This window comes from Thermococcus marinus, assembly GCF_055389025.1.
Genome location: NZ_AP042417.1, coordinates 546,697 through 571,740, shown reverse-complemented (window position 1 = coordinate 571,740; position 25,044 = coordinate 546,697). Strand labels below are relative to the sequence as shown.

Annotated in this window: 27 protein-coding genes and 3 tRNA genes; 12 read left to right on the top strand and 18 right to left on the bottom strand. The window is 53.3% G+C overall.

Annotation, left to right across the window (positions count from 1 at the left end; translation table 11 throughout):
• The first annotated feature begins 82 nt into the window (after positions 1 to 82).
• On the top strand, positions 83 to 631 hold the full coding sequence (gene pyrE, locus ACZ5ER_RS03015) for an orotate phosphoribosyltransferase (protein WP_464935065.1): 549 nt from the start codon (positions 83 to 85) through the stop codon (positions 629 to 631).
• Here pyrE and ACZ5ER_RS03010 read toward each other — a convergent pair.
• Complete coding sequence (locus ACZ5ER_RS03010; RefSeq protein ID WP_050002092.1) at positions 593 to 1,417, bottom strand: MinD/ParA family ATP-binding protein; 825 nt, start codon at positions 1,415 to 1,417, stop codon at positions 593 to 595. The genes pyrE and ACZ5ER_RS03010 overlap by 39 nt on opposite strands.
• Before the next feature lie 48 nt (positions 1,418 to 1,465).
• Entirely contained in the window at positions 1,466 to 1,681 is a 216-nt protein-coding gene (locus tag ACZ5ER_RS03005) for a hypothetical protein (RefSeq protein ID WP_050002093.1), read from the bottom strand.
• Positions 1,682 to 1,790: 109 nt separating this feature from the next.
• Here ACZ5ER_RS03005 and rlmD point away from each other — a divergent pair, with 109 nt between their 5' ends.
• Together rlmD and lrpA are read left to right on the top strand one after the other, a co-directional pair.
• On the top strand, positions 1,791 to 3,041 hold the full coding sequence (gene rlmD, locus ACZ5ER_RS03000) for a 23S rRNA (uracil(1939)-C(5))-methyltransferase RlmD (protein WP_464934771.1): 1,251 nt from the start codon (positions 1,791 to 1,793) through the stop codon (positions 3,039 to 3,041).
• 68 nt (positions 3,042 to 3,109) lie between these two features.
• The gene (lrpA, locus tag ACZ5ER_RS02995; protein ID WP_050002095.1) at positions 3,110 to 3,535 is read left to right on the top strand and encodes an HTH-type transcriptional regulator LrpA; all 426 of its coding nucleotides are present in this window, start codon (positions 3,110 to 3,112) and stop codon (positions 3,533 to 3,535) included.
• 164 nt (positions 3,536 to 3,699) lie between these two features.
• Here lrpA and ACZ5ER_RS02990 read toward each other — a convergent pair.
• Positions 3,700 to 3,777, bottom strand: a tRNA-Tyr gene (locus ACZ5ER_RS02990).
• Positions 3,778 to 3,855: 78 nt separating this feature from the next.
• On the opposite strand from ACZ5ER_RS02990, the gene ACZ5ER_RS02985 reads away from it, so the two are divergent.
• Together ACZ5ER_RS02985 and ACZ5ER_RS02980 are read left to right on the top strand one after the other, a co-directional pair.
• The gene (locus tag ACZ5ER_RS02985) at positions 3,856 to 4,434 is read left to right on the top strand and encodes a hypothetical protein (RefSeq protein WP_464935064.1); all 579 of its coding nucleotides are present in this window, start codon (positions 3,856 to 3,858) and stop codon (positions 4,432 to 4,434) included.
• On the top strand, positions 4,431 to 4,988 hold the full coding sequence (locus ACZ5ER_RS02980) for an aldolase (protein WP_464934770.1): 558 nt from the start codon (positions 4,431 to 4,433) through the stop codon (positions 4,986 to 4,988). Before ACZ5ER_RS02985 ends, ACZ5ER_RS02980 begins: the two co-directional genes overlap by 4 nt.
• An 18-nt stretch (positions 4,989 to 5,006) precedes the next feature.
• On the opposite strand, the gene ACZ5ER_RS02975 is transcribed toward ACZ5ER_RS02980, so the two are convergent.
• The 3 genes from ACZ5ER_RS02975 to ACZ5ER_RS02965 form a co-directional block, all read right to left on the bottom strand.
• Positions 5,007 to 5,258: a UPF0147 family protein gene (locus ACZ5ER_RS02975; protein WP_050002098.1), complete on the bottom strand. Its 252-nt coding sequence runs from the start codon at positions 5,256 to 5,258 to the stop codon at positions 5,007 to 5,009.
• Between the two features lie 232 nt (positions 5,259 to 5,490).
• Positions 5,491 to 5,568, bottom strand: a tRNA-Gly gene (locus ACZ5ER_RS02970).
• A gap of 13 nt (positions 5,569 to 5,581) precedes the next feature.
• The gene (locus tag ACZ5ER_RS02965) at positions 5,582 to 6,214 is read right to left on the bottom strand and encodes a class I SAM-dependent methyltransferase (RefSeq protein ID WP_464934769.1); all 633 of its coding nucleotides are present in this window, start codon (positions 6,212 to 6,214) and stop codon (positions 5,582 to 5,584) included.
• A 56-nt stretch (positions 6,215 to 6,270) separates the two neighbouring features.
• Between ACZ5ER_RS02965 and ACZ5ER_RS02960 the strand changes: the two genes are divergently transcribed.
• Entirely contained in the window at positions 6,271 to 6,906 is a 636-nt protein-coding gene (locus ACZ5ER_RS02960) for a hypothetical protein (RefSeq protein WP_464934768.1), read from the top strand.
• Here ACZ5ER_RS02960 and ACZ5ER_RS02955 read toward each other — a convergent pair.
• The 5 genes from ACZ5ER_RS02955 to ACZ5ER_RS02935 form a co-directional block, all read right to left on the bottom strand.
• Positions 6,903 to 7,199 carry a DUF2103 domain-containing protein gene (locus ACZ5ER_RS02955; RefSeq protein WP_464934767.1) on the bottom strand — a complete coding sequence of 99 codons (297 nt, stop codon included), beginning with the start codon at positions 7,197 to 7,199 and terminating at the stop codon, positions 6,903 to 6,905. The genes ACZ5ER_RS02960 and ACZ5ER_RS02955 overlap by 4 nt on opposite strands.
• 31 nt (positions 7,200 to 7,230) lie before the next feature.
• Positions 7,231 to 8,937 carry an archaeosine synthase subunit alpha gene (gene arcS, locus ACZ5ER_RS02950; RefSeq protein WP_464934766.1) on the bottom strand — a complete coding sequence of 569 codons (1,707 nt, stop codon included), beginning with the start codon at positions 8,935 to 8,937 and terminating at the stop codon, positions 7,231 to 7,233.
• 9 nt (positions 8,938 to 8,946) lie between these two features.
• Positions 8,947 to 9,852: a coiled-coil protein gene (locus ACZ5ER_RS02945; RefSeq protein WP_050002104.1), complete on the bottom strand. Its 906-nt coding sequence runs from the start codon at positions 9,850 to 9,852 to the stop codon at positions 8,947 to 8,949.
• A gap of 219 nt (positions 9,853 to 10,071) precedes the next feature.
• Entirely contained in the window at positions 10,072 to 11,016 is a 945-nt protein-coding gene (arcC, locus tag ACZ5ER_RS02940; protein ID WP_050002105.1) for a carbamate kinase, read from the bottom strand.
• Positions 11,017 to 11,158: 142 nt separating this feature from the next.
• On the bottom strand, positions 11,159 to 12,418 hold the full coding sequence (locus ACZ5ER_RS02935) for a phytoene desaturase family protein (protein WP_464934764.1): 1,260 nt from the start codon (positions 12,416 to 12,418) through the stop codon (positions 11,159 to 11,161).
• Positions 12,419 to 12,815: 397 nt separating this feature from the next.
• Between ACZ5ER_RS02935 and ACZ5ER_RS02930 the strand changes: the two genes are divergently transcribed.
• The 4 genes from ACZ5ER_RS02930 to ACZ5ER_RS02915 all read left to right on the top strand — a co-directional run bounded on the left by ACZ5ER_RS02930 (position 12,816) and on the right by ACZ5ER_RS02915 (position 16,683).
• Entirely contained in the window at positions 12,816 to 13,472 is a 657-nt protein-coding gene (locus tag ACZ5ER_RS02930; protein WP_050002107.1) for a 4Fe-4S cluster-binding domain-containing protein, read from the top strand.
• On the top strand, positions 13,469 to 14,377 hold the full coding sequence (locus ACZ5ER_RS02925; RefSeq protein WP_464934763.1) for an ABC transporter ATP-binding protein: 909 nt from the start codon (positions 13,469 to 13,471) through the stop codon (positions 14,375 to 14,377). Before ACZ5ER_RS02930 ends, ACZ5ER_RS02925 begins: the two co-directional genes overlap by 4 nt.
• Positions 14,374 to 15,090 (top strand): hypothetical protein, encoded by a 717-nt coding sequence (locus ACZ5ER_RS02920; RefSeq protein ID WP_464934762.1) that lies wholly within the window; start codon positions 14,374 to 14,376, stop codon positions 15,088 to 15,090. Before ACZ5ER_RS02925 ends, ACZ5ER_RS02920 begins: the two co-directional genes overlap by 4 nt.
• Positions 15,091 to 15,300: 210 nt before the next feature.
• On the top strand, positions 15,301 to 16,683 hold the full coding sequence (locus ACZ5ER_RS02915) for a hypothetical protein (RefSeq protein WP_050002110.1): 1,383 nt from the start codon (positions 15,301 to 15,303) through the stop codon (positions 16,681 to 16,683).
• Between the two features lie 57 nt (positions 16,684 to 16,740).
• Here ACZ5ER_RS02915 and gor read toward each other — a convergent pair whose 3' ends face one another.
• From gor to ACZ5ER_RS02900, 3 genes are all read right to left on the bottom strand, one after another.
• On the bottom strand, positions 16,741 to 18,699 hold the full coding sequence (gene gor, locus ACZ5ER_RS02910; protein ID WP_464934761.1) for a glyceraldehyde-3-phosphate:ferredoxin oxidoreductase: 1,959 nt from the start codon (positions 18,697 to 18,699) through the stop codon (positions 16,741 to 16,743).
• Between the two features lie 167 nt (positions 18,700 to 18,866).
• Positions 18,867 to 19,994 carry a fructose-1,6-bisphosphate aldolase/phosphatase gene (gene fbp / locus ACZ5ER_RS02905; RefSeq protein ID WP_464935063.1) on the bottom strand — a complete coding sequence of 376 codons (1,128 nt, stop codon included), beginning with the start codon at positions 19,992 to 19,994 and terminating at the stop codon, positions 18,867 to 18,869.
• 139 nt (positions 19,995 to 20,133) lie between these two features.
• Entirely contained in the window at positions 20,134 to 20,370 is a 237-nt protein-coding gene (locus ACZ5ER_RS02900) for a hypothetical protein (protein WP_050002113.1), read from the bottom strand.
• 94 nt (positions 20,371 to 20,464) lie between these two features.
• On the opposite strand from ACZ5ER_RS02900, the gene ACZ5ER_RS02895 reads away from it, so the two are divergent.
• Positions 20,465 to 20,604 (top strand) — tRNA-Trp (locus ACZ5ER_RS02895).
• A gap of 412 nt (positions 20,605 to 21,016) precedes the next feature.
• Here ACZ5ER_RS02895 and ACZ5ER_RS02890 read toward each other — a convergent pair.
• Both ACZ5ER_RS02890 and gcvT read right to left on the bottom strand, forming a co-directional pair.
• Positions 21,017 to 21,847: a DMT family transporter gene (locus tag ACZ5ER_RS02890; RefSeq protein ID WP_464934760.1), complete on the bottom strand. Its 831-nt coding sequence runs from the start codon at positions 21,845 to 21,847 to the stop codon at positions 21,017 to 21,019.
• A 40-nt stretch (positions 21,848 to 21,887) separates the two neighbouring features.
• Entirely contained in the window at positions 21,888 to 23,084 is a 1,197-nt protein-coding gene (gene gcvT, locus ACZ5ER_RS02885) for a glycine cleavage system aminomethyltransferase GcvT (RefSeq protein ID WP_050002116.1), read from the bottom strand.
• 104 nt (positions 23,085 to 23,188) lie between these two features.
• On the opposite strand from gcvT, the gene ACZ5ER_RS02880 reads away from it, so the two are divergent.
• Complete coding sequence (locus ACZ5ER_RS02880) at positions 23,189 to 24,025, top strand: universal stress protein (protein ID WP_050002117.1); 837 nt, start codon at positions 23,189 to 23,191, stop codon at positions 24,023 to 24,025.
• An 89-nt stretch (positions 24,026 to 24,114) separates the two neighbouring features.
• Here ACZ5ER_RS02880 and ACZ5ER_RS02875 read toward each other — a convergent pair whose 3' ends face one another.
• Entirely contained in the window at positions 24,115 to 24,702 is a 588-nt protein-coding gene (locus ACZ5ER_RS02875) for an endonuclease dU (protein ID WP_464934759.1), read from the bottom strand.
• The gene (cutA, locus tag ACZ5ER_RS02870) at positions 24,699 to 25,013 is read right to left on the bottom strand and encodes a divalent-cation tolerance protein CutA (RefSeq protein WP_050002119.1); all 315 of its coding nucleotides are present in this window, start codon (positions 25,011 to 25,013) and stop codon (positions 24,699 to 24,701) included. Before cutA ends, ACZ5ER_RS02875 begins: the two co-directional genes overlap by 4 nt.
• Positions 25,014 to 25,044 lie beyond the last annotated feature (31 nt).

Below are 25,044 nucleotides of genomic sequence, written 5' to 3'. Positions count from 1 at the left end.
TTGGTTGAGCCCATCATGTTAATTTCCCACACAAACCCAGCAGGTTTTTAAGCAAATTTGCCAAAGACCAACGGTGGTTCCCATGGGGAGCAAGGACGAACTCATCGAGATGTTCTTCAGCGAGGGGGCGATACTGTTTGGCCGCTTCGTCCTCACCTCTGGGAAGGAGAGCGACTACTACATCAACGTCAAGAAGCTCATCACGAACCCCAAAGCCCTGAAGCTCATCGCGGAGCTCATGAAAGAAAAAACCGAGGAGCTGGGGATTGAGTTCGACCGCGTTGCCGGCCCCGAGCTCGGAGCCGTCCCGATAGCAACGGCGCTTTCCCTCGAAACCGGAAAGTCCCTCGTAATCGTCAGGAAGAAGCCGAAGGGCCACGGCACGGGGAGCCAGATTGAGGGCGAGGTGAAACCAGGGGACAGAGTCCTCCTCGTAGAGGACGTGACGACGACTGGAGGAAGCGTCCTCCGCTCGGCTGAGGTGCTGGAAAAGGAGGGGGCAGAAGTAGCGGCTATCCTCGTGGTCGTGGACAGGGAGGAAGGCGCCCGCGAGAACCTCGCTGACTACCGCTTTGTTCCCCTCGTTACGGTCTCAGAGCTTTTTGCCAGAAGGGGTTCCGTGGAGGACTGACAGAAAAGCTTCCTTTATCTTTTCCCAGAGGCCTTTCTTTTCCCGCTTCCCAAACATCCGCTCGCTGAGGAGCATTCCCGCGGTTTTTATGTCCTTTGAAGCCTTTGCGTGGGGTGCAAACGCCAAAACGGGAACTCCCTCGTTCTGGCTCGCCGGCACAGTGGGGTCGTAAGAGACCACCCCCACGACGGGGACGTTAAAGCTCCCCTCAAGGAACTCAACGACGTCATCTATGACGGGCTCCGCCTCGCGGACTTTGTTCAGCAGGACACAGACATTAAGGCCGTAGGCCTCACCGAGGGCTTTGAGCTTTTCGACCTCGTTCTCGACCATCCTCTGAAAAGAGTGGATTGGCCCCCTCTCAACCTCGACGACTATCAGCTGGTACTGTGCCAGCCTGAACGTCGAAATCGTGTCGAAGGGGATTCCCACGGGGGAGTCTATTACCGTAACGTCGTACCTCGACCGGACATCGAGGACTACCTGCCTGAGCCTGCCCTGGTCAATGTCGAGGACGTCGTAAAGCTTCGAACTTCCCGGGAGAATGTCCACTCCAGTCCTCACGTCGCGGTAAATTGACTCGTCGAGGCTCGAATCTTCTTTTAAAAGCGTGTGGATGTTCGTCACAGGGTTGTATATCCCAAAGTGAAAGGCCAGTTTTGGCAGGTAAAGGTCTCCATCAACCGCGAGGGTCTTCAGGCCCATGCTTGAGAAGTAACTCGAAAGGTTGGCCGTCATCGTCGTCTTCCCGGCCCCGCCCCTTCCAGTAACCACTATCGCTACCATAAAGCATTATCTCCACCTTTTGTTGACTTAAAGAAAATGATTAGAGGGTTAGATGTAGTCCTCAAGCGTCTTGGCCTTCACCATGATGGCCGCCTTTTCGCGGCCGTAGAAGACTTCAACGAGCCCTTCGGACTCAAGCTCCTTAACGGTCTTGAGCAGGGCAGGGGTTGGAGTTTCAAGCTCGGCACTGAGGCTCTGGAGGGCAACGGCCCTCTTCTTGGTTGCCAAAACCTTATAGACTATATCCTTACGGCGCCCGAACATGAACTCGGCACCGATAGTAATACGACGTTAGACTAGATAAACCTTCCGTGAACACCTTTGACAGATAGTCAAAGGGCAGGTTTATAAGAGGTCGTGAGCATCGCCGGCCATGAAGGGAGTAATAGAGAGGCTCAGCGATGACGGCCTGGGAGTGCTGCGAGAGGGGAAGCGAGAAGTCCTTGTGCCCTACACGGCCCCAGGAGACACCGTCAAGGTCAGGAAGTGGCGGAGAAAGAAGAGGAAGCTTATAGCCACTGATTTCGAGGTAATCAGCCCGTCCGATATTAGAGTTGAACCCAAATGCCCTTACTTCGGGGTATGCGGCGGCTGTCTGCTCCAGCACCTGCCTTACGAGGAACAGCTCCGCTTCAAGGCCTCCAAGCTCTCAAAGTACCTCGGCATCGACGTCGAGGTGATACCGTCTCCAAAGATATACGGCCACAGAAACAGGATTGACGTCGTTATTTCGACCACGGGAATCGGATTCAGGCGCTACGGGACGTGGTGGGATGCGGTTGACATAGAGGAGTGCCCGGTCTTCGGCAAGACGAGCGGAAAAGTCCTGAGGGCGCTTAGGGAGTTCATCGAAGACGAAAAGCCTTCGCTCTACGATATACGCAGGAACAAGGGCTTTCTGCGCTACATCGTTATCCGCGAGGGTAAGTTCAGCGGGGAGGTCATGGTAAACCTCGTGACGAAGGAGGGAACCCTTCCGGAGTCCTTCCCCAAGTACTTCCCCTTCGCCACATCGCTCTACTGGAGCGTCAACAGGAGCGAGAGCGACGTCTCCTACGGCGACGTCGAGCGGTTCTGGGGGGAGCCGTTCATACGCGAGAGGCTGGACGACGTGACCTACCTCATCCACCCGAATTCGTTTTTCCAGACCAACAGCTACCAGGCGGTAAACCTCGTGAGGAAGGTCGCCGAGCTCGCCGACGGGGAGAAAATTTTAGACCTGTATTCCGGTGTCGGCACGTTCGGAGTTTACCTCGCGAAGAGGGGCTTCAGCGTCGAGGGAATTGAGATTAACCCCTTCGCAGTCGAGATGGCCAACAAAAACGCGGAGCTAAACGGTGTAAATGCAGAGTTCCACGTCGGGAGCGACCGGGACGTCGAAGACCTCTCAAAATACGACACGGTGATAGTCGACCCGCCCAGGGCAGGCCTCCACCCGAAATTGGTTCGGAAAATCTTAAAAGACGGGCCGGAGAGGGTAATCTACGTCTCCTGCAACCCGAAGACGCTTTCAGAGAACCTCTCGACCCTAAAAGAAAGGTACCGCGTTGAGAGTGCTACTGGCCTCGATATGTTCCCACACACCCCGCACATTGAGGCCGTTACAGAGCTAAGAAAAGTTTGATGACTAAACCAAATAAGGCCGATACTTTAATAAGAAGGTGTGCGTAATTAGAACTAAGGTGGTGAGATATGCTCGACGAGAGGGATAGGATTATACTGGAGATGCTCACCAAGGACGCGAGGACGCCCTTCACGGAGATAGCGAAGGTTCTCGGCATCAGCGAGACGGCGGTGAGAAAGCGCGTCAAGGCACTTGAGGAGGCCGGTGTGATAAGGCAGTACACGATAGTCGTGGACCCCGCCAAGCTCGGCTACAACCTCGTGAGCATCACGGGGGTAGATACCAAGCCGGAGAAGATATTCGAAGTCGCCAGCAAGCTCAAGGAGTTCGACTTCGTGAGGCACGTCTACCTCACGAGCGGAGACCACATGATAATGGCAGAAATCTGGGCAAAGGACGGAGAAGACCTTTCCGAGATAATCTCCAACAAGATTGGCAAAATTGACGGCGTCGTCAAGGTCTGCCCCGCGATTATCCTCGAAAGAATGAAGTGATGCCTCTTTTCTTAAATTTCCGAGGAATCTGCGTAGGCTATTTAAAACTCCTGAATTTTCACGGAAGACAGCACCTCTTCTCGATATTATGAGCACGCATCAAAACGATGGCTAAAATCCTCTCTGGATTTACAGTGAACCACAAGAAGCGTTTAGAATTCTGGTGGTCCCGCGGCCCGGATTTGAACCGGGGACCTGCGGATCTACAGTCCGCCGCCACTCCCAGGCTAGGCTACCGCGGGACCCTACTGCCTGGCCCGAACCATAATCTTCGGGGCAGGTTTATAAATTTTTCCCTCCAAACACCGATGGTGGAGAACATGCAGGAGCCAATAGCGGTCGCGGTTCCGCTCGCGAAGAGGATGATGGACGTCATGGTCACGGAAAAACGCCTTCCCAGCGGAGAAGAAGTCAAGGAATCCCTTAAAGAGCTCGGTCTTGAGGAGCTGTACTCGGGGAAGGGCCTGGCCCTGCTCAGGAGCAGGGACGTCGTGGCGCTGATATTCCCGAGGGAGAACATAGTCGTTGACGTGCTCCCGGCCAGCGGCGAGGTTAGCGACGCCCTTGAGGTCATCGCATACCACGACAAAAAGCTCAACTCCCTGATACTTGAAATCCTCCCGGCCAACGACCTGGAGTACGAGGGCAACATAGGCATAGAGCCCGTGATAGTGAACCTCGAAACAGGGGAGCTTGAGAGCGTCCCAGTCCTGGGCGACTTCGAGGAAGACAAGGACGGCTTCTACCTCGTTATAGACGAGGAAACGTTCGAGCGCTGGAAAGAGGAGGGAGACCTCAACACCTGCCCCCTCTGCGGGGGAGAGCTTTCGTGGCGCGGGAAGAAGGCGTTATGCCTCGACTGCGGCTACGGCGTTAAGGTGAGGGGTGGTAACGAATGAGCAGAACCGCCAAGCGCCAGCTTGTCCTGTACTCAAGAAAGGCCCACGAGAGGGGCCTAACGGCCGCTTTCGGCGGGAACCTGAGCGTCCGCTCGGGGAATCTGGTGTTCATCAAGGCAACTGGGGCGGTTATGGACGAGATGACCGAAGAGCAGGTCGCGGTTATTGATCTGTCCGGAAAGCAGGTGTCAGGGGTCAGGCCTTCCTCCGAATACAGGCTCCACCTCGCGGTTTACAGAGCAAGGCCGGACGTAAGGGCAGTAGCCCACTTGCACCCGCCCTACTCGATAGTGGCCTCTACCCTGCTCGAAGGAGAGCTGCCGATAATAACGCCCGAGGCCGAGATATACCTGAAGAGGATTCCGATTGCGCCGTTCCGCCCGGCAGGCACGGAAGAGCTGGCGGAAGTAACGGCGGAGGCATTGAAAAAAACGGACGCGGTTCTGATGGCAAAGCACGGGATTGTGACGGTCGGCAGAAGTCTTAGAGAAGCGTTCTACAAGGCAGAGCTCGTAGAAGAGAGCGCAAAGCTCTGGTACTTAAGCAGGAAATGAGCGGGAAAAATCAAAGGCTCACTTGACCTGCTCGAGGGCACCGAGAACCTCCCAGATGATGGTCCTCGTGTGCATGGGCATGTTCGGGTCCTCGCTAATCTCCTCGAGAATGGCTATGGCATCGGCGGCCCTGACGGCCGGCTCCTTGCTCTCGTCGAGGAGGACCTCTATGGCCTGCTCGGCCGCCCTCCTAATGTTCCTCGGAACAACGGTGTCCTGAACAACCTGCTCCTTGAGAACCTGCACAATCTGCTGAATCAGGTCGCTCATTTTCTCACCCCCTCCGTGTTATCCTAAAAAATTGTTACTAAAACCTTCCCGGCTTATCTTAAGCATTCTTAACTAAAAAGCTTTTCGGTTTTTGAAAAATCTTTTCAGCATTCAAACACCCACAGGCCCCATGAACCCTCGAAAGCGTTTCTATCAATAAATCCACTCCTACCAGAAACTACAATAGATACCACTGCCCCCAGATGACTTCAAGAACAGGCAAAAATTGGTGTGGTGCGGTGGCCGGGATTTGAACCCGGGTTACCGGCTTGGGAGGCCGGTGTCCTAGACCAGGCTAGACTACCACCGCGCGCCCGTTATTCTTAAGGAGAGGGGACTTTAAAAGTTTTACTCTCCTCAATCTTCCGAGCGACGATTAAGCGGACTATTCCGCGGTAATAACTCTCCTCAAGCTCGACTTCAAAGTATTTCGAGACGAGTTTGTGCGTCTCCCGTAGCGGGTCGTCATCGAGGAGAAGCTTCAACGGCAACTTCAGGGGAAGAAGAAAGAGGTAGTTCAGCAAAGTTGAATCGCTCGTCGTGTGCTCAAGGAGAATCGCCTTCCCTCCGGGTTTCAAGACCCAGAAGATTTCCCTCATACCCCTCTCAGGATTGGGAACGGTGCAGAAGGCGAAGGAGCTCAGAACGGTGTCAAAGCTGTTGTCCGGAAATGGAAGCTTCTCAACGTCTGCAACCTCGAAACAGGCGTTAAGGTTAAGCTTTCGGGCCTTTTCTCTGGCAATCTTGAGTGTCTCGGGGACGGCATCGACGGCGCAGAGCTCAACATCACTCGGATAATAACGTAGTGTTTTCCCAACCCCAACACCGACTTCCAGAGTTTTTCCCTTAACCAACGAAACCGCCCTCTCGCGCAGGGGACAGAAGAACCTGTCGAGTGGCTTCTCAAGGGCCTCATAGTGCCTTGCCATGCGTGAATACTTGGCTTTGAACGACATAGGTTGAGTTGGGAAGGACTTTTAAAAAGTTGAACCCAAAGGGGGGCGGTGAGAGCATGCCGTACCTCGTGATCGAGCACCTCGAGGAGATAAGCGACTGGCTGTGGCTGGAGTACAAGCACGTGAGCGAGTGGTGGAAGGAGGGACTGATTTTCACCAACGTCCTGCCGGGGGAGAGGGAGAAGCTCGCGAAGCTCGGAAGCGTCATAGGTGAGAGCGTTACCAGGTTCCCGTTTGACCGCTCCAAAATCATAGTCCTCGACCTCCAGGCGGAAGAGGAGCTCAAGCCGGAAGACATTGATGATGACACGATAATAGTCGTCGGCGGAATCCTCGGTGACGCCGTCCCGAGGGGCAGGACGAGGGAGTTCATCACGTCGAAGATGGAAGGCGTTAAAGTCAGGCACATCGGGAAACCCCAGTTCTCGATAGACGGGGCCAGCATAGTGGCCAGGCTCATCGCGGACGGCAAGAGGCTCGAAGAGATTGAGTACGAGCTGAACCCGACGATAAAGCTGGACGAGTTCAGCGAGATAACGCTCCACTACGCGGTTCCGAAGCTGGACGGGAAGCTCCTCCTAACGCCAGGCCTTATAGAGCTCCAGAAGAGGGAGCTGGGCTACACGGAAGCGGACGAGGAAATAAGCGACGATGAACTAATCGAGTTCTTTGAGGGGAAGAGGGAGCTTTAGTCCCTCCAATCCTCCGCTAATCTTTCAATTTCCGCCCAGACCCTCTGCCTATCGGCCTTATCCACGACGAGAAAAACTTCCTGAACGGAGCCATCACTCTTGGCGACGAGCTTCAGGCCGGTCCGCGTCTCCCGCGTCACCTTAATCTCGAAGCCCCTTGAGTCGCTCGCATAAATCCTTCCAGGGATTACCTTCTTGACACCCAGAATCGAGGCTATCTCATCCAGCGGCTTCTCAAGGCCCTTCAGGAAGTGGTGCTCCCTCTTGACTCCTCGTTTGAAGTACTTGGGCATGAAGGAAGATAAAAAAGCGGGTTTTTAGGGGTTACGCCCTCTTCCTCACCTTGACGGCGACGCCCTTCTTCGCCCTGACCATCTCTTCGCCGCTCAGGACGGCCTTGCCCACGCCAACGACCTGCTCGTCCCTAACGACCGCAACGATGTCGTCTGGCCTTATTTTCTCGTCGGCCTCGTTAACGCCCACCGCAAAGACGTCGCCGCGCAGGTCGAAGTCAATCTTCACCCAGTAGGCATTGAGGGAGTCGTAAATCCTCTGCATTCCGAAGGGCGTGACGCTTATGACGCCGTCCCTGAAAGTTCCCGTCTGCTGGTTTTCAACGAAGAGGCGGAGCATTTTAGAGCCTTTGACGTGGCCGTTATCCGGGAGAACGGCCTCACCAGCGCCGATGCCGAAGTAGAAGTCGAAGACCTTCCTGATGTTCTCGAAGTAGCGGTACGTTCTATCTTCCTTCATGCCCTCAAGCTCGAACTCCTTCAGCGTCTCGGTGAGCGAGCTGAGGCTCTCCCTGCTCGTCGTTCCGTTCTTCACGTCGGTGAAGATTATCTCCCTGCCGGAGAGCTCGCTCGCGAGCTTCGCTATCTCAACGTAGGCCTCGTCGAGGTGGGCTATTATCGGGACGTCCTTCGGGTACTTCTCAAGGGTCTTCGCGAGGAGCTCGGCCGCGGGCTTAATCTCCTCCTCTCCCCAGTGGCCTGTAACCACTATGTCGTACTTCGCTAGCCACTCCCACTCCCTCGGGACGACGCCGAAGGGTGAGGTGAGTATCAGCTCGTGGACTCTGCTGATTCCAGAGCCGAGGGCCTCTTTTACAGCCCTGCGGTAGAGCGTGTGGCTCCTTGAGAAGGAGTAGGGCTTCCTAGCCGAGCACGGGAAGATGAGCACGAGCTCGGTGTTCTTGGGCGGGGTGAAGCGCTCAACGACGCGGGAGTGCCAGCGCCTCACTTCGGGCCTCCTGATGGAGGCGTCGCTGATGAAGTAGACGGTCTCCTTCTGGATCGGCGTGTACTTCTCGAGGTAATCGGCGTGTTCCAAATCCGCTATGCGGAGAATTCCAGCGTGGTACTGGGTGTAAAACAGGTTCTCGACGAGGTAGCGGAGCTTACCGCTCTCAAGGGCCTTCCTCACGAGGAGTATCGTCTCCCTGGCGAAGTTGAGGGAGTTCGGCTCCTTCCCCCAAAGGAAGGGGCTGTACTGGGTGAACCCCTTGCTCTCGAAGTCGTAGAGCCTGAGTGAGCGCGTGTCGAAGGCGTCAACGCCGAGGTAAACTGCTAACGGATAGAAGAACGGCTCCAAATCCGCTATAATCATCAGGTTGGGGAACCTCTCGCGGAGCGCGCGGAGGATTTTAACGAAGTAGCGGTACTCCTTGACGAGGATTTTGGAGTTGCCGAGGTAGACGGCATCGAAGTTGTACCGCTCGATTATCTTGAAGAACTCCTCGAGGTACTCAGTTTTCCGTAGGGCTGGAAGGTAGAAGGCGTTGAAACCTTCGTAGTTAACGCTCCAGAGCCTTCCAAGGGCTTTCCCAATGACCTCAGCTGGGGTGTAAAAGCCGAGGGGTATGGACGGAGCCAGGTTGAAGTCGTAATCGCCCGGCTCCTTCGGGTGGAAGAATGAGTTGAAGGGCGAGAGCGTAAAGTCTACCCCGGCCAAAGCGGGGGTTCTGAAGGAGTAGTCCTCTAAGCGGACTAACCCAAGCCTCCCAGGCCCTTCGTGCTTGATGACCTCCATAGGCAAGCCTCAGACGAGGTTGTACCTCTGGAGGAGCAGCAACTCGTCGAGGGTGAGCTTCTCACCGCGCTTGAACTTCTCAAGGGCCTCAACGGCCTTCTCGAAGCTGGCGTCCTTCTTGGAGCGCATCTTCGCGACGAGCCTGTAGGCGATGAGCTCCTTGTGCTTCTCATCGTACTCGCGGATCTTCCTCTCGATTTCCCTGAGCTCCCTCCTGAGCTCCCTGACCTTCTCGCGGAGCTCGACGACCTTGGCATGGTACTCGTCGGCCTCCTTCTTGACCTCGTCGGCCTTGTTGAAGGCCTGAATCATCTGCTCGTGGTACTGCTGGCTCTGGTTGGCGAGCTTCTGTATCTCAAGGCTTATGGCCTTCCTGGCCTTCTTGAGCTGGTCGACCTTCTTCCTCGTCTCGACGAGCTTCTTGTGGAAGCGGTCAGCCTGCTGGATTATCTCAAGCTCGGTCGCGAGAACCTGTATCTGGTCGACTATCTGCTTCTCCCTCTCGGGAGTGATGTTCGGGTTGGTCTGGAGCTCCCACTCGAGCTTCTCTATCCTCTCCTGAATCTTCTCCGGTCTCATCTTGAGCCTCCTGAGCTGGTTGTACTCGTCCCTCTTGGTCTTGTACTCAAGGATTTCCTGGTAGAGGAGGTCGAGCTTGGCGTTGATTTCCTCCCTGTTCTTCTTGAGCTCCTGAATCTTCTGGTTTATCTCGTCCCTCTTTGCCTTGTACTCCCTGCCCTTCTGGCGGAGCTGCTGCACTTCCTTATTCTTCTCATCTCTCTTCTGAATCCAGGTCTGTAGCTCCTTTTCGAGCTCATCTAATTTGGCCCTTATCTCGTTTCTCTCCTTTTCAAGGGCCTCAATTTCTCTCTTGATCCTCTTAATCTCCTCTGGGTCTACTTTAACCGTTGGCATTTCTCTTACCCCTCTCCAATTTTTAGAACAGCTCTGTTCACTCCAAACATCTGGACTGAAAAATGAGGAATCAAATAAAAACTTTTTGGCCAGAGGAACTGAAAAGTCCAAAGAAAAACACCCTCAACGCCTCCGCTTCTAGAGGGGATATAAATCCAACCGTGAGGGACACACAGGAAATTCAAGCGTGTCCGGATAAGGAGAAAAGTAGAGACACGGTTATGCCCTCACGACCTGAGTCCCGGTCTTTCCTTCGAGCGCTTCAACCGCCCTGTCGAGCGAAGCTATTATCGCCCTCTCTCCACCCCACTCGATGAACCTGATAACCGCGAGAACCTTCGGCCCCATGCTACCCTTCTTGAAGTGGCCCTCCTCGTAGTAGCGCTTGAGCTCCTCGACGGTGACCTTTCCGAGCCATTCCTCGTCGGGCTTTCCGAAGTTTATGGCCGCACCGTTGACGTCCGTGAGTATCATAAAGATGTCCGCGTTCACTTCCTCAGCAAGCCGCTCTCCAGCTAAATCCTTGTCTATGACAGCCTCAACGCCCTTGAGCTGGCCGTTTTCCTCGATGACTGGAACCCCACCGCCGCCGCTGGCTATGACTATGAAGCCCTTCTCCACGAGGTCTTGAATAACCGGGGCCTCAACGTGGTGCTTGGGGTCTGGGCTCGGCACGACGCGCCTCCAGCCCCTGCCGGAGTCCTCTATAACAGTCCAGCCCTTCTCCCTCGCGAGCTTTTTGGCAGTTTCCTCGTCGTAGAAAGGCCCAACCGGCTTGCTCGGGTTCTGGAAGGCCGGGTCGTCCCTGTCAACTACCGTCTGGGTCACTATCGTTGCCACAGGCCGTTCTATTCCACGGGCGCGGAGCTCGTTGATTAACGCCTGTTGAATCATGTATCCAATCTGTCCCTGTGTCATTGCCCCGGCAACGTCCATGGGCTGGGCCGGTATGCCGTGAACCTGCTGGCCAGCGTCCATGTGGAGAAGGAGCGCACCGACCTGAGGGCCGTTGCCATGAGTAATGACGACCTCGTAACCCTTCTCGATTATATCGGCTATCTGCCCGGCAGTTCTCCTCACGTTCTCCATCTGCTCCTCGTAGGTTCCCTTTTGGCCCCTCTGAAGGATTGCATTACCGCCAAGGGCTATTACAACTCTCTTCACAGCATTCACCCCCATTGATGGATAATTCCGGGTATGAGAATAAAAACGTTCGTTAGGTACCAACGATGTCCATTTGAAAAAGGTTCGGCCCATTTATGCCGTAATTTACAAATGCAAAGAATAATGGGAGAGAGGCTTTCATTCATAAATACCATTCCGAAAAGCTTCCAAGACCGAGTTTCTCAAGCGTCCTCATCACGCCCAGCGCTATCCCCTCGACCTCTATCCCTCCGGGGAGCTTGTAGGCGTCGCCGACGACGTAAACGTCCTCGACCGGGAAGCCTTCAACCACCTGCCCACTCGCCACCCTGTTCACGGGGTTTCCGTCTAGGTATGTCTGAATCAGCAGGATTTTCCCCTCCTCGTCGAGGTTCGGGAAGATTCTGTAGATGTCCTCGATACCTTTCTTCTGCTCGGCCTTCACGTTCCTGCTCTGAAGGGCATGGTGGAGCATTATCAGGGTGTAGCCCTCTTTGGCGAGCTCGGAGCTGAGCGATGAAGGCTCGTTGTAGCCGTTTATCCTCTCGGTGTCGAGGGTGAAGACGACGGTGTTGCCTATCCTCGGCCCACCCTTCAGCGCCACGTTGTACTTTATGCCCTCGCTCGGCTTTAGGGAATCAACCCGCTTGAGGTAGTCGCGGTCGAAGTGTTCCCGCCCGATGAGCTCGACGGTCTCCTTTATGCCGATGTTTGAAATCAGCACGTCGTAGGGGAACTCCTCGCCATCGGCGGTGATTACTTTCTTTGAGTCGGCATCAACCTCAACGGCCTTCTTCCTCGTGAGTATCTTCCCGCCGTTTTCCCTCACAATTCTTGCGAGCTCCCCGGTCAGGGCCTTACAGCCGCCCTTAACAAGGCCGGGCCCGCCCCACTTCAGGGCGGCCTTGATTTCTCTCGCCAGCTCTCCGGCCGGGACGTCTAAGACGCTGTCAGCCCAGCCAAGGAAGCTCTTGATGAACAGATCAACGAACTCGTTGTCGCCTATCTTCTCCCGAATCCACTCGCGACCGCTCATCTCCGGGTCGTCCACAGGCAGCTTCCCGCGCTTAATGTCGAGGAGAAGCTTCGTGGCCTTCGCCTTCTCGGTAATGCTCAGGTACTTCCAGCCCTCGCGGTAGTGGAAGGTCTTGCCCTCATAGAAAATCATGCTCTTCGGGTTGGAGTTGACTATCTGGACTTTCGCGCCGAGCAGTTTCAGGAGATAGGCCAGAGGCCCATCCTCGCCGTGGGGGAGCATGTGGAAGGCACCAGTGGAGAGGCCGAAGCCCCCGTATGGAAGGTTCGCAAACCTGCCACCAATTCTCGGGGACTTTTCGAGCACCGTAACCTCATAGCCGTTTTTGGCGAGAAATGAAGCAGTCAGAAGGCCTCCGATTCCAGAGCCTATTACAACTGCCCTCATTCTACCACCTAAGAAGATGTCGGGATAGATATTATAAAGGGTTTGGCTGTTGCACGACTATGCAACTCTTTTACTCTGGCTTCTTTTGGTCCGTTCTAATAGGAAAACTCAGGTTCGAATAAGCTCATACTCTAAAAAAAAGAAAGAACCTATACCTAAAGTAAAAGGAAAGATTTATAAGTGGAAGTTGGTTAAAATATAATGCAAAAACTTTAGGAGGTGATGACATGGAAGAGTTGATTGTACTGGAAAAAGGTGCATTCGGGTTCAACGAGCCAAACTTTTTCATCTGCGGGAGCTTCTGTAATCCTGTAAAGGATAACCCGAACTGATTGTGTTTCTTTATTTTTTACTACTTATTTTATTTCAGATACTATAAAAATTAGGAGGTGTGAATATGGAAATGAACGGGATCAAACTTTCAAGATATACTCTCGCTGTTCCATATCAGGGACGTGTGATACTATTTAATACCCTTTCACGCTCTTTAGTTGCCATTTCAGAAGAAGTTTGGAACAGACTTAAAAATAGTATCAACAATGCCAACGTTGGTATTGATAATGGAACGCTTAATGATCAGCTAATTAAAGAACTAACAGCTTTAGGATTTTTGATACCCTCTGAATTAGATGAAAAAGAGCTGATGCGAACCCATGTGAATATTCTAAAATATACGCCAACACACATGGGAATGTTTGTGAACTTAACCTCAAGATGTAATCTCTCTTGCCCTTATTGTTACCAAGATTTAAGAAAAGCTCTAGATAATAATCAAGATTTAACAACTGATGGCTGGAATAGAATAATGAAATTAATAAACAAGCGGACAAACATTCTGAGAAATGTTAATGTTGTATTCTTCGGAGGAGAACCAATGTTAAATTATGATACTCTAAAAGTGGCAGTAAGAGATTTAGATTCTTTAAGGGAAATTGGCATTAAAGCATCAAAATCCAAAATTTCCTGTAATATAGAACACCTACAGAATTACAGCGAATTTCTAACACTTTATGTTAAGTCAAGATACAAAAAACTCCTGGAGGGTGAACAATGAACGTGATAGAGATTAACGACCTCACCAAGGTCTATCCCGACGGAACAAAGGCCAACGACCGAATTTCAATCAAAGTTAGAAAGAACGAGATTGTAGGCCTCATCGGGCCCAACGGTGCGGGAAAGACAACACTAATACGTCAGCTGTTGGGGCTTTTGAAACCCACCGAAGGTTCCATTCGAGTCGTGGGCGAAGACATAGCTGAGAATCCAGACGTCATAAAAAGAACGCTCGCCTACGTGCCCCAGTACCCCCTGAGCTTTCCATCCCTGCGGGTTGAGGAAGTTCTTGAATACGTTTTCAGGATGAGGCACGGGAACGCTCCACGGAAGGAAATGGAGAAAAAGATCTCGGAAGTTCTGAGCCTTGTTGGGCTCGACGGGGCATCAAAGTTCTTCGGGTATCAGCTGTCTGGTGGCATGAAGAAGTCCCTCCTGCTCGCGATGGCACTCGTCCAGGAGCTTCCCGTCCTTGTGCTCGACGAGCCGACGAGTATGGTGGATATCGTTACAAAGCACAGGTTGTGGGAGGCAATAATGAACTCAAATCGCGAGGGAATTCTCCTCGCCAGCCACGACATGAACGAAGTTAAGGCCCTGTGCGATAGGGTGTATCTTCTCGTCCATGGAAAAATAGTGGCCTCAGGCACTCCTGCCGACATAGTTTCAATGATTAAAATGCCCACTGAGGTTCGTTTAATACCCCAAAGGGAGATACCCGCAAGCATCCTTCCCAAGGAGCACAAAAAACGCGGAGACCTCTACGAGATGGCATTTGATACGCTTGAGAAAGCTCTGGAGACCGTTGAGACTATCACCAAGAGCGTCGGTGTGTCTTATCTCGAACTCGAGTCTCCCTCCTTTGAAAACCTCGTTATAAATCTCATTGGGAGGGATAGAGAATGATTCGGCCCCTAATCGGAATGGAGCTAAAGGGAATGAGAATTTACAAGACTTTCCTCACAGTCAATCTCCTTATCATGCCGCTCGCCCTTCTGTTTATGATGATAATGAACTCAAGCTCAAGAACTCCTGAGGATATTTCATATCTCGTGAGCGGTTTCATCGTCGTTTCGCTGGTGAGTTCTTTCCTTGGAACGCTGACGAACAGGGTCAGCAACATCTTTGAACCCAGCGTTCTTGAACTCTACTCGACGTTGCCACCAAAGATTTCCACAGTTGTTCTCGCACAGTTCCTAACGTACTCTCTCATGGTCATTCCTCAAGTACTAATAGGTCTCACCGTTATACTCTATTACCAAGGAGTGAGCAGGATAAACGTTCCGCTCTTAGTCCTGGCACTTTTGCTCACCTTCCTTGAACTAGGAGCATTGGCAGTCGCAATAGGGGCAAGGATTGGAAACCCCTACAAGGCAATGGCCGTTACGGGAATACTTCCCTGGCTCTTCGTGGTGTTCTCCCCTGCCTACTACCGCTCAAGCTTTCCGGCGCTCTACCTGAATCCCGTTACGCATCTCCTCTTGTGTGTCCGCTCAGCAATTGGGCTTCAGGAGATAAGCCCAATACCCTGGCTGGTATCCGGAGCTCTGACGGTTATTTTCACAGCCTTTGCAATCAGAAACGTTGGCTCCAGCTATATGCTTGAAAAGCCGTTTTAGCCTTTTTTATCCCTCATTTTTGATGTTTGCCCAATTGCCCAAGAAACGGAAAGCACATCCTAGGTGTCCCATGGAACTACTAGTCGCCCCGATGGATAATTAAACTACAACAGTACTCGGAAAAAAGCAGAAATATTTACTTGAAATAGGAAGGAAACTTATAAAGATTAATTGCACATTTAACAACGGAAAACTTGTGGGGTGAAGGCAGTGCGGAAGAGGCTGTTTATTGGACTTCTACTAACGGCTTCACTCCTCATCGCGGTAGTTGCCACGGCCACCCCGATTGGAAAAGTCGAGGTTGATGTCTCAACTCCTCCCGCGTTCCAGGGGGCTAAGATATACTACGCGGTATGGACATTCGCTGAAAATGGAAGTCCAATAGTAATAAAAAGAGGAGTACTTAGTGACCACTTGTTTTTCAAGGACAGCATTTACCTCTCAAAAAGTGAACTTCAGAGGATAGAAAACACGGCAAAGAAAATTGGGTCGAAAACCGCGTTCATTGGAATAGACGTGTGGGTGGAAAAAGATGGCAAAGTGTACAGTTTGGTTGATGGATTTGACAGGTCCTTGAGCGGATGGGAGCTCGAAAAGAGCATAAAGTTCAAATTAAACCTCAAAGAGGCCTCCGTTGTTTCTATTCCATCACCCCACATAATTAGAACTTCGTCCAAAGAGATTACTCCGATGAGTCCAACGAAGCACTGGTACGAGTGGAGAACGGCTGATGAACGCTATTTTACAAACATCAAGATACCTTTACTCATAATTCACAAAAAGTCGAAAACAAAAATCAGTGCCACAGTCCAGCTCGGAGCAAAACATGGCTCGTACATGGGGCCCGACATCACAGTCGCTTTTGGAGACCAGATTTCGAAGAAAGTCTCGTTTGATCCGAGTTCAATAAAACTGAAAGTTTTAGGAAGGTCTTTTACAGACTGGTACCGCGGTGGCAGTATTATAAACATGGAACCCAGCAACACGTGGGGGTACATATGGGTGAAGGGCACTATCCACTACATACATCAAAAGGAGTACTTCTGCTACAAGAGCGCGTATCACCCCAATCCAACATGTCTCTTTACTGGAAATGAAAGGTACTTCGCAAAGATTGACCGCTTTGAGTATTCATCTCAACATGGATCAGTTAAAGACATAGAATCTGGAGTAAGCTTCGAGAAACCTCAATTTTACCCGGAGGACGTTCCAATGGAATACGTAACGTTAAACGCCCCCAGGGGTAAAGACGTCTACCTTGCGGACTTCTTTGACAAAATATACACTGAAACAAAAGGATATTCCTTTGGAATAGGTGCACCCGTTGGAGCATTGATAAACTACCTTACAGGGGAAAGACTGCCCCCCTGGTTTAACTCACTGCTCGTGGGCTTCAGCGTTGAGGGATACTCCACATATGCAGTCATGGGTGAAATCCGGAACGATGGTTCAGTCAACAATGTGAAGTTCTCAGCGGCAAAATCGGCTTACAAAATCTCGATTCCAATCAACAAGCCATGGTGGGAGTTCTGGAAGTCAGACCACGTTAATACCAACGTCCCGGTCGGGTTCTACGTTGAAGTCTTCAGTTAACTTTCGTTTTTCACTTTTCAACAAAAAGGACACATAAAAAAGGGTGTAGAGGTACTCTCAAAGCCTCCACTCCACTCCAAGCTCCTCGCTGTACGCATCGAGAACCCTGCTGAGGTACTCCTTCGCCGTGCCGACCTTGTCAATCTTAAAGCGCTCGGCCCAGCGCTCGTTCCCGAACTCCTCGCTTCCAGCGGCCACGAGATCTATGACGCGCATGCTGTCCCAGAAGGCCGGGGTGTAGCCGGCTTTCCTGGCATACTCTATAAGGCGCCTTATCTGCTTCCTTGCGTGCTCTTCCATGTCAACGTTCTCGCCGTAGGCCTCCATGAACAGGGCCTTGAGGACGGGCTTCATCCATCCCCTGTGGAAGCGGCACCAGCCAACGTTGTCGTACCAGAACTCCCAGAGGGCGCTGGCTATTATCTTCTGGGCGAGCTCCTCCGGCTCAAGGAAGACGCCGAACTGGTAGAACGTCCAGTAGCGGCCCTGGATTGGGAGCGGGATGTAGTTGCCTATCGCCCAGTACATCGTCGGGGTCATCTCACCGTCCTCGCCGAGCGGGGTGAAGACGGCGTAGTCCTTGAAGCTCTCACCGTAGCTCAGCCTGTCCTTGAACTTCTCGTCGAAGATTACGCTCGCCTTCCTCTTGCCGAGGCCGATAATCTTGGCAATCTCGTTCTCGGCGAAGGCAACGCGGTGCGCCAGCTCAGCCACGAGCTTCGCGTTGACCTCGCTCGCCTCGACCGGGCGCTCGATGAGTGCCTCCTTCGTGAACTCGGGCTTTCCGCTTATGCCGACCTCTTCGGGCTTGAGCAGACCGCGGTGGACGAGCTCAAGAACCCAGGCAGCTGTTCCACCGAACTCGATGGCGTCGAAGCCCATCGCATCAACGGCGTGGACGCTTATGTCGCTGGCGCGGAGGCTTATACTTCCGCTGAGCGGGCCGTTGGCCTCGTAGGGCTCGTACTCGACGTGGTGGCCGCGGCGGTACTTCTTACAGACGACCGGACAGGGCTCGCCGCAGGTCGTCCAGTTCTTGGGCTTTATCGCCTCCTCATTGAAGGGCTCCCAGTAGTGCTTCATTATGTTCTCGTGGATCTTAATGCGCTCCTCCTTCGGGATGTAGGGCATCTGCCAGTTGAGTATCGGGACAAAGTCGCCTTCAGCGGGATAGTTTCCGCCGAAGGTTCCGCCGGTGTTGAGCTTGGGGTTGAAGCGGTACTTGGTGGTTTTCTCAGCAATAATCTCGTTGTAGGGCTTTTTGTGCACGCCCTCAACTATCTCCTTCGCCGTCCTGAAGTTCGAGATGTCCTCGCCCGGGAATTTCCTCTTCCTCGGCTTTCCGCCAAAGATAATTCCAACGACGTTGTGGGCACGGAGGAGAACGCTTCCCGAGCCACCTCTCGCGGCCCAGTCCTCGCTGCCAACAAGCCTCTCTCCCTTCCTGAGGGCCTGGGAGAATATCGCACCGTAGTTGGTGTTAAGAGCCGCCGGTCCGACAACGGCTATGCGGTACTCGAAGTCAAAGCGTCCGCCGAAGGTGTCGATGAGGTACTGGGTAAGGGCATAGACACCCTCCTCGCCTTTGTAGCCCCTCCAGATTTCAACGACCTTCTCAAGTTCGATCTCGTGGAGCTCAACTTTAATGTTCTCGCCGTCGTTGTAGAGGAGAACCACGACGGGCTTCTCGGACTTGCCCTCAAAGGTCACGAAGTCAACGCCGACGTTCTTGAAGGCGTAGGCCGCTCCACCCATAGCGGAGGGGAACAGCGTCCCGTAGAGCGGTGAGCGGAAGAAGAACATGAGCCTGTGCGCTCCGGGGAGAGTCGAGCCAGAAAACGGCCCCATACCCATGACAACGACGTTCTTGGGGTCGTAGGGGTCGAGGGAGTGGGTTTCAAGAGATTCGTGAAGGTCGATACCGTAGTCTATGATGCCGTACACTCCGTCCTTCTCAAGCTCTTCGTTCTCCACCTTTTTTTCGCCCAGGTTGATCCTGAGAACTGTGAACTTCATACTCCTCACCCCTTTGTATCACTCCGGGTGTTAGCTTTTTAGTGAAGAATATTTAAGGCTTCCGATTGTTTCAATAAAGTAGTTGGGTGTTGAATTATAAAAACCTTAGCAATTTAACTCATGATAGCACTCTGAAAGCAAGTAAAACCAAGAAGAAGAGAAAAGAATCACTCGATGTCCTCAAAGCGCTCCTCAAGCCTCTTCAGCACACCGGGCAGGGTGGTGTACTCCATGTCCTCGAGCGGAAGCCTGTGGGGCTCGAACGGGCCGTGCCTGCGCATGTATTCTGTAATCTCAAGGGCCTTCTGCCTGGCGTAGTCAAAGGCCGGGTCGTCGAAGAGGTCAACAGGACCGACGAGCTTTCCTTCTGGGCTTATCTGCCAGCCGAGGGCGACGACGCGCGGCGGGCCGTCGAACCTCGTCGGGTTGGCCTGGTGCATCGGGACGGGCATTATCGGGCCGTTGTGGCTTCCCCTCATCCAGCCGCTGACGAGGTGCGGGAAGGCGAATGGCTCAAGGACTTCTCCGAGGGCAGGGAGCCCGCTCTGGGCCCTAACTATCGCAACCGGGTCGTCCTTGCCGACGTACTCGCCGGCTATCTCGTAGAGCTTCTCGGTGCTGATGACGGCGACCGGCTCGTCCTTTGGAATTGGGTGGCCCTCCTTCGGGAAGACGCGCTTGATGACGTAGCGGCTCTTAGCTCCTATGAGGGCAAGGAGGTCGTAGAGCTCCTCTGGGGTGTTGAGGATAACGCGCTTGTGCTCCTTTATGTCCCAGACCTCGAAGCGGAAGCCCATGTGCATCTTGGGGTCAATGACCAAACCAGCGGTGTTGAACGGGTCGGCGAACATCCTGAATATCGGCAGGTTGAAGGCACCGGGCTCGGTCTTGTCCATGTGGAAGGTAACCACCGGCTCGCTCTTCCTTAGGGTAATCTCCATCTCGGCAACGCCTGGGCCCATTCCGCGGACGTTTCCGCTGAAGGCGTCCTTGAGAAGGTCCTGCCCGGCACCGTAGAGTCCGAGCTCCTTGGCGACCTTGGTTGCCTCCTCGAAGGCCTTCCAGGCAAGTCCGTGAACGTCGGGGCTGTCAACGCCCTTCTTGTGGGTCATGATGAGCTGGAGGTCATCGCCCGCGTAGGCCACGTAGAAGTCGATTATTGTTCCTTCCTCTTTGGCCTTGGCGAGAACTTCCTCAGCGGTCTCGATGAGCTGGGGGTGCACCCTTGAGTGTCCCGGCCAGCCGCCGATGTCGGCCTTGATTACACTAATCGTTATCTTGTCTCCAACTGCCACAGCAACCACCCCGAGAAAAATTGAGTATTTTATGTTTATAAAACGTTAATATCACCGCCGATGATATACAAGAAGGCGTCAAAATCCAAATGAGATGCGGGAAGCAGAAAAAATAGGTGGTTGCCCAGAAATCAGGAAATCACTCACAGATATCCGTCCAGCCGAACTGCTCCTTTACGACCTTTATAAGGTTCTTGAGCTCGTCTTTCTTGATGTTGACACTTGAGCTTGCGCCGACGAGGGCAATGATGCCGTGAACTTCTTCCTGAACCTGTATGACGTCGTCGTGAACTTTAACGACGCGGAGCTCCCTCTTGGCGGTCTCGTCCTCCCCAATCCTGAACTTGTCCTTTCCGATAACAACGGGCTCCTCCATACTTGGCCACCTCAGAATATTTTTGGGCATTGATGGTAATAAAACTTCCGGGAGCAAAGTTTATAAACCCCAGACGGTTAAGGTTGTGTCGGACGGGGGCGTGGTGTAGCCTGGTCCATCATCGCGGGCTCCAGAGGTATGAGGACTTGCGGGTTTGCTGATTGGGGATGAGCCTTTGGAGCTCTGACCCGGAGAAACCCGCGGACCGGGGTTCAAATCCCCGCGCCCCCACCATTGCAAACTTCGCCTGCGCGAAGTTTGACCAAGGTTCAAGAATACACAATTCTAAGAAGTTTGAGCTTTTAAACGGCCATTTTCTTGGAGGAATTCCCTTTAAGAGGGCCTTAAAGGTGGGTTTTCTCTAAGAAGCGCTCCTGCGGAGCGCAAGAAAAAAGCAAACCTAAATCCAAACGTTTTCAAAATCATGGAATTCCACAGCTCACGGGAGCTGTTAAAAGCGCAAACGCTCTTGAAGAAGCCCCTGTTAGAAGAATCACAAACTTTGATGAAACTTTGCGAAGGCAAAGTTTCTTGGTGAAGCTTTTTCCAAAAGCTTCTTGCCAGCCTTTCCTGAAGGACATTAATAGCTTCAAACCGCTCTCATAGCGTTCAAACGTTTCAACTGATAGCGAAAGATAAAGTCACTTTACTCTCCCCTTCCAAGAAGGATTCCCACCACTATCAGAACCAAGCCCAGAACGGTTGTCGGTTCTATTCTCTCACCCAGGACGAGGGAGATAAAGAACAGGCTGAGGAAGGGCACAAGATAAGCTAGGTTCGAGGCGAAGGCAACGTCGCTCTCAACTGCCCGGTACCAGAGGAGGAACGTAACCCCCATCTCGAACAGACCTACATAAACCGCACCCGCGAGGCCCTGAAGGGGAGGCACTGAAAACTCTCCCGAAACGGCAACTGCCACGGATATGTATGCAAGCCCAAAGATGAAGTTCCAGAACATCTTTTCAATGAGAGGCCTCCCGTCCCGGAGGTTCAGCAGCCAGTAGCCCGCCCAGATAACCGCGCTCCCCAGGCCGAGGGCTACACCTATTGGGTCGGTAAAGTTCAGTCCCGTGACGTTGCCCTTCGTCGCAACGATGATTGCGCCCAGAAAGCCAAGGAAGAGGCCAAATACCGTCTTCACACCAGGTCTCTTCCCAAGCATGGGGACTGAGAGGAGGACGAGCATCAGAGGCCAGGTGTAGTTTAGCGCCTGGGCTTCCTGGGCCGGCAAGCGGTCGTAAGCGGAGAAGAGCACGGTGTAGTAGAGGAAGGGGTTTATCAGACCGAGGTAGGCCGAGCGGAGGTTCTCCCTCGTGGGCCTAAACTCCCTCGCGTAGAGGATTCCGAAGAGGACGAGCGAAGTTAGGGACGCGTAGAACAGGAGCTGGAGCGGGCTCATGTAGCGGAGCGAGAGCTTAAAGGCGCTGGCAACCGTTGACCACAGTAGCACCGCACCAACGGCGTGTTTTTTAGACATGATCGAAGTGGAAGAAGAGAAGAATAAAAAATTTCCGGAATCACTCCTCCCTAAAGGCACCGTACTTCTTGGGGTCATAGAAGGGCGGAGTTACAGTTACAGCCTTCTTGGGCTTGCCCCTAATCTCGACCTCAATTTCGAGGCCCGGCTTGGCGTACTCTTCCTTCACGAAGGCTATTCCGATGCCGATTCCAAGGAGCGGTGAGAGCGTTCCGCTGGTGACCTCACCGATGACCTCACCGTTGGCCAGAACCTTATAGCCTTCTCTCGGGATTCCCTTGTCAACCATCTTGAAGTGCACCATCTTCCTGCCGAGGCCGCGCTCCCTCTGCTTGAGGAGTGCCTCCTTGCCTATGAACTCCTTGTCCCAGAATATGGCGAAGTCGAGGTTGGCCTGGAGCGGGGTGACCTCGTCAATATCAGTGCTGAGGAGCTGGAGCTCCTTGGTCTCGTTTCCGTATAGGGTGTAGCCGGCCTCAAGCCTGAGGGTGTCCCTCGCTCCAAGTCCCGCGGGCTTTATGCCGTACTTCTCGCCGGCCTCCAGAATCGTCTCCCAGACGTGCAGGGCCTTTTCGGGCTCGCCCCTCTTCTCCGGGTCGGGGTGGTAGGGGTTCTTATCTTCGAAGTAGACCTCGAAGCCGTTCTCACCGGTGTAGCCGCTCCTCGAGAGGAGCATCTTGATTCCGTCGAGTTCAACCTCCTTGGCCTGGAACCACCAGAGTTCGTTGATGTCTATGCCGAAGAGCTCCTTCGCGAGGTCCCTCGCCTTCGGGCCCTGGATTGAGAACATGACCATGTCGTAGGTCTTGTTTTCGATTTCGAGGTCAAGCTCGCCGAACTTCTCAATCCCGCGCTTTATCGCGTTGAACCAGGCGTCGAGCTTCTCAAAGGCGTCGCTGTCGCAGACCATCATGTAGGTGTCGTCCCCCATGTTGAAGACGAGAGTCTCGTCCTTAACGGCTCCCCTCTCGTTGAGGACGAGCGTGTAGGTTCCGCTTATCGCAGGCGGCTTGCTTATGTCGTTAGTCGTGACGTACTGGAGGAACTCAAGAGCGTCCTTACCGCGGAATATGAACTCTCCCATGTGGGAGACGTCGAATATTCCAACGCCATTCCTGACGGCGAGGTGCTCCTCCTTTATGCTGGAGTACCAGATAGGCATCTCCCAGCCCGCAAACTCTTCAACCTTCTTGGCATGCTCCTTATGCCAGTCGAAAAGGTGAACCCTCTTGACCATAGCAATCACCGCTCAAACTTGGACTTGAACGTTATAACGCTTTCCAATAGCTCATCGCAACGATAATAAACATTGGAGGACATATTTATACTTGGGTGACCAAAATGTTTGAGAGAATTCTGTATCCAACCGACTTTTCTGATGTATCTCTCCACGCGCTGAGGACGTGCATCCCCAAGCTCTTCGAAATGGGGGCCAAGGAGCTCTACCTCCTCCACGTCATAGACCTGACCGTTGCAGAGCTTGAGGCATTTGAGCTTGAGGAAATCTACCGCGAGAAGCTCGAAGAGCTCGCAAAAGAGCTCAGGGAGAAGGGAATCAACGCCAAGGCAGAGGTGAGAGTGGGAATTCCTTCTCTGGAGATAGCCGAGGCCAGCGAGGAAGCTGGGGTAGACCTCGTCGTGACGCCAAGCGTCGGCGAGAACGTATGGAGGCAGATGTTTCTTGGGAGCACCGCCTCGAACCTCACGAGGACGACGAAGAAGCCCGTCCTGTTGCTCAAGTACGTCAAAAAGGACGACTCCTTTGAGCTGGCGGTGGACTGCTCCGAAATCTTCAGGAGACCCCTCGTGGCGCTCGACTTCTCCAAGTGCTCCATTAAGATAGTCAAGACCGTCAGGAAGTTCGAGGAGCTCATAGAGAAGGGAATCCTCCTCCACTCGGTCGATTACGGAAAAATCGACGAGCTTGAGCACAACATTGAGATCGCCAAGGAGAATCTTGAAAAGACTGCCAAAGGAGTCAAAGCCGAGTTCGAACGCGAAGTCCTGGTGGGAGCCGCAAGCCAAGCGATAATAGGAACCGCTCTAGCCAAAGGGGCAACCCTCATAGTCATCGGCAAGAAGGGACGCAGCGTCCTCAAAGACCTGATACTCGGAAGCACTGCGGAGAGGGTCATGAGGGACTCAAAAGCTCCCGTCCTCCTCGTCCCGTGCGAGTGACCTCAGACTGGAACGGCTTCCTCATCACTTCGGTAGCTACCCTGTTGCCATCATCGGTCGTTTCTTCCTATCTTTTCGGCCTTATAAAGCTACTCCCTCGTGCTCTCGCCGGTCATAACGGCGCTCGCCACGATGTGTGCAAGCCTGAGGGGCTCGGGGATTAAGCCCGTCCTCGTCGTTACCCTGACGACCTCAAACGCGGTCTCGGGCTCCAGCCCGACGGCCTGGACGTAGAGCTTTCCTGGGATCATCTCAAGGAGCGGCGGGGCCTTTCTGAGAAGTTCGGCCCGCCCCTCCCAGTCGGGGAAGTGTTTCCTCAGCGCGAGCTCCATCGCCTTCAGGTCTGGCCTCTTCCTTACGACGACAATAACCGGCAGGCCCGTCTCGCGGTGGAGGGCCTCAAGGTCGACCACGTTGAAGCCGCCGTAGGTAATCCCCTTGAGGAGAATCACCCTCAAGTCCTTGAAGCGGGAATTGACAACGGCATCGATAAGCTTCTCCGTGGCATCGGTGCCGTCAACGGTTATCCACCTCGATACCGCACCAACGACTTCCCTAGAGCCCTTCATGACGACGCCAAAGAGGATTGTCTTCTCCCTTTCGAGCTTGGAAGAAAAGGAGAAGGTCCCGTCGTCAAACCCAACGACGCGGATTTCGGGTTTAACCTTCCTAATCATCCAAACAGCACCTTCGCCATCCACTCTGAGTACTCCCTGTTGAGCTTGTCGAGGTCAATTCTGGCTATTATGGGAACAGTATAGGGGTGGAGCTCCTTCAGAGCCTCCCTGAGGTCTTTCCACTTGCTGACCTCGGTCTTGAGAATTACGCCGATTTCCCGGCCCTCCTCGATTTTCCCTTCCCACCAGTACATGGCCTCGTGCTCCCTCATGTTGGCGCAGACTACCAGCTTCCTCTCAAGGAGCTCCCTGACGACTTTCCTAGCGCTCTCCCAGTCAGGGAAGGTCGTGTAAACGAATATCGCCTCCATCGGACATCCCTTATATAATGGGCCAATAAAG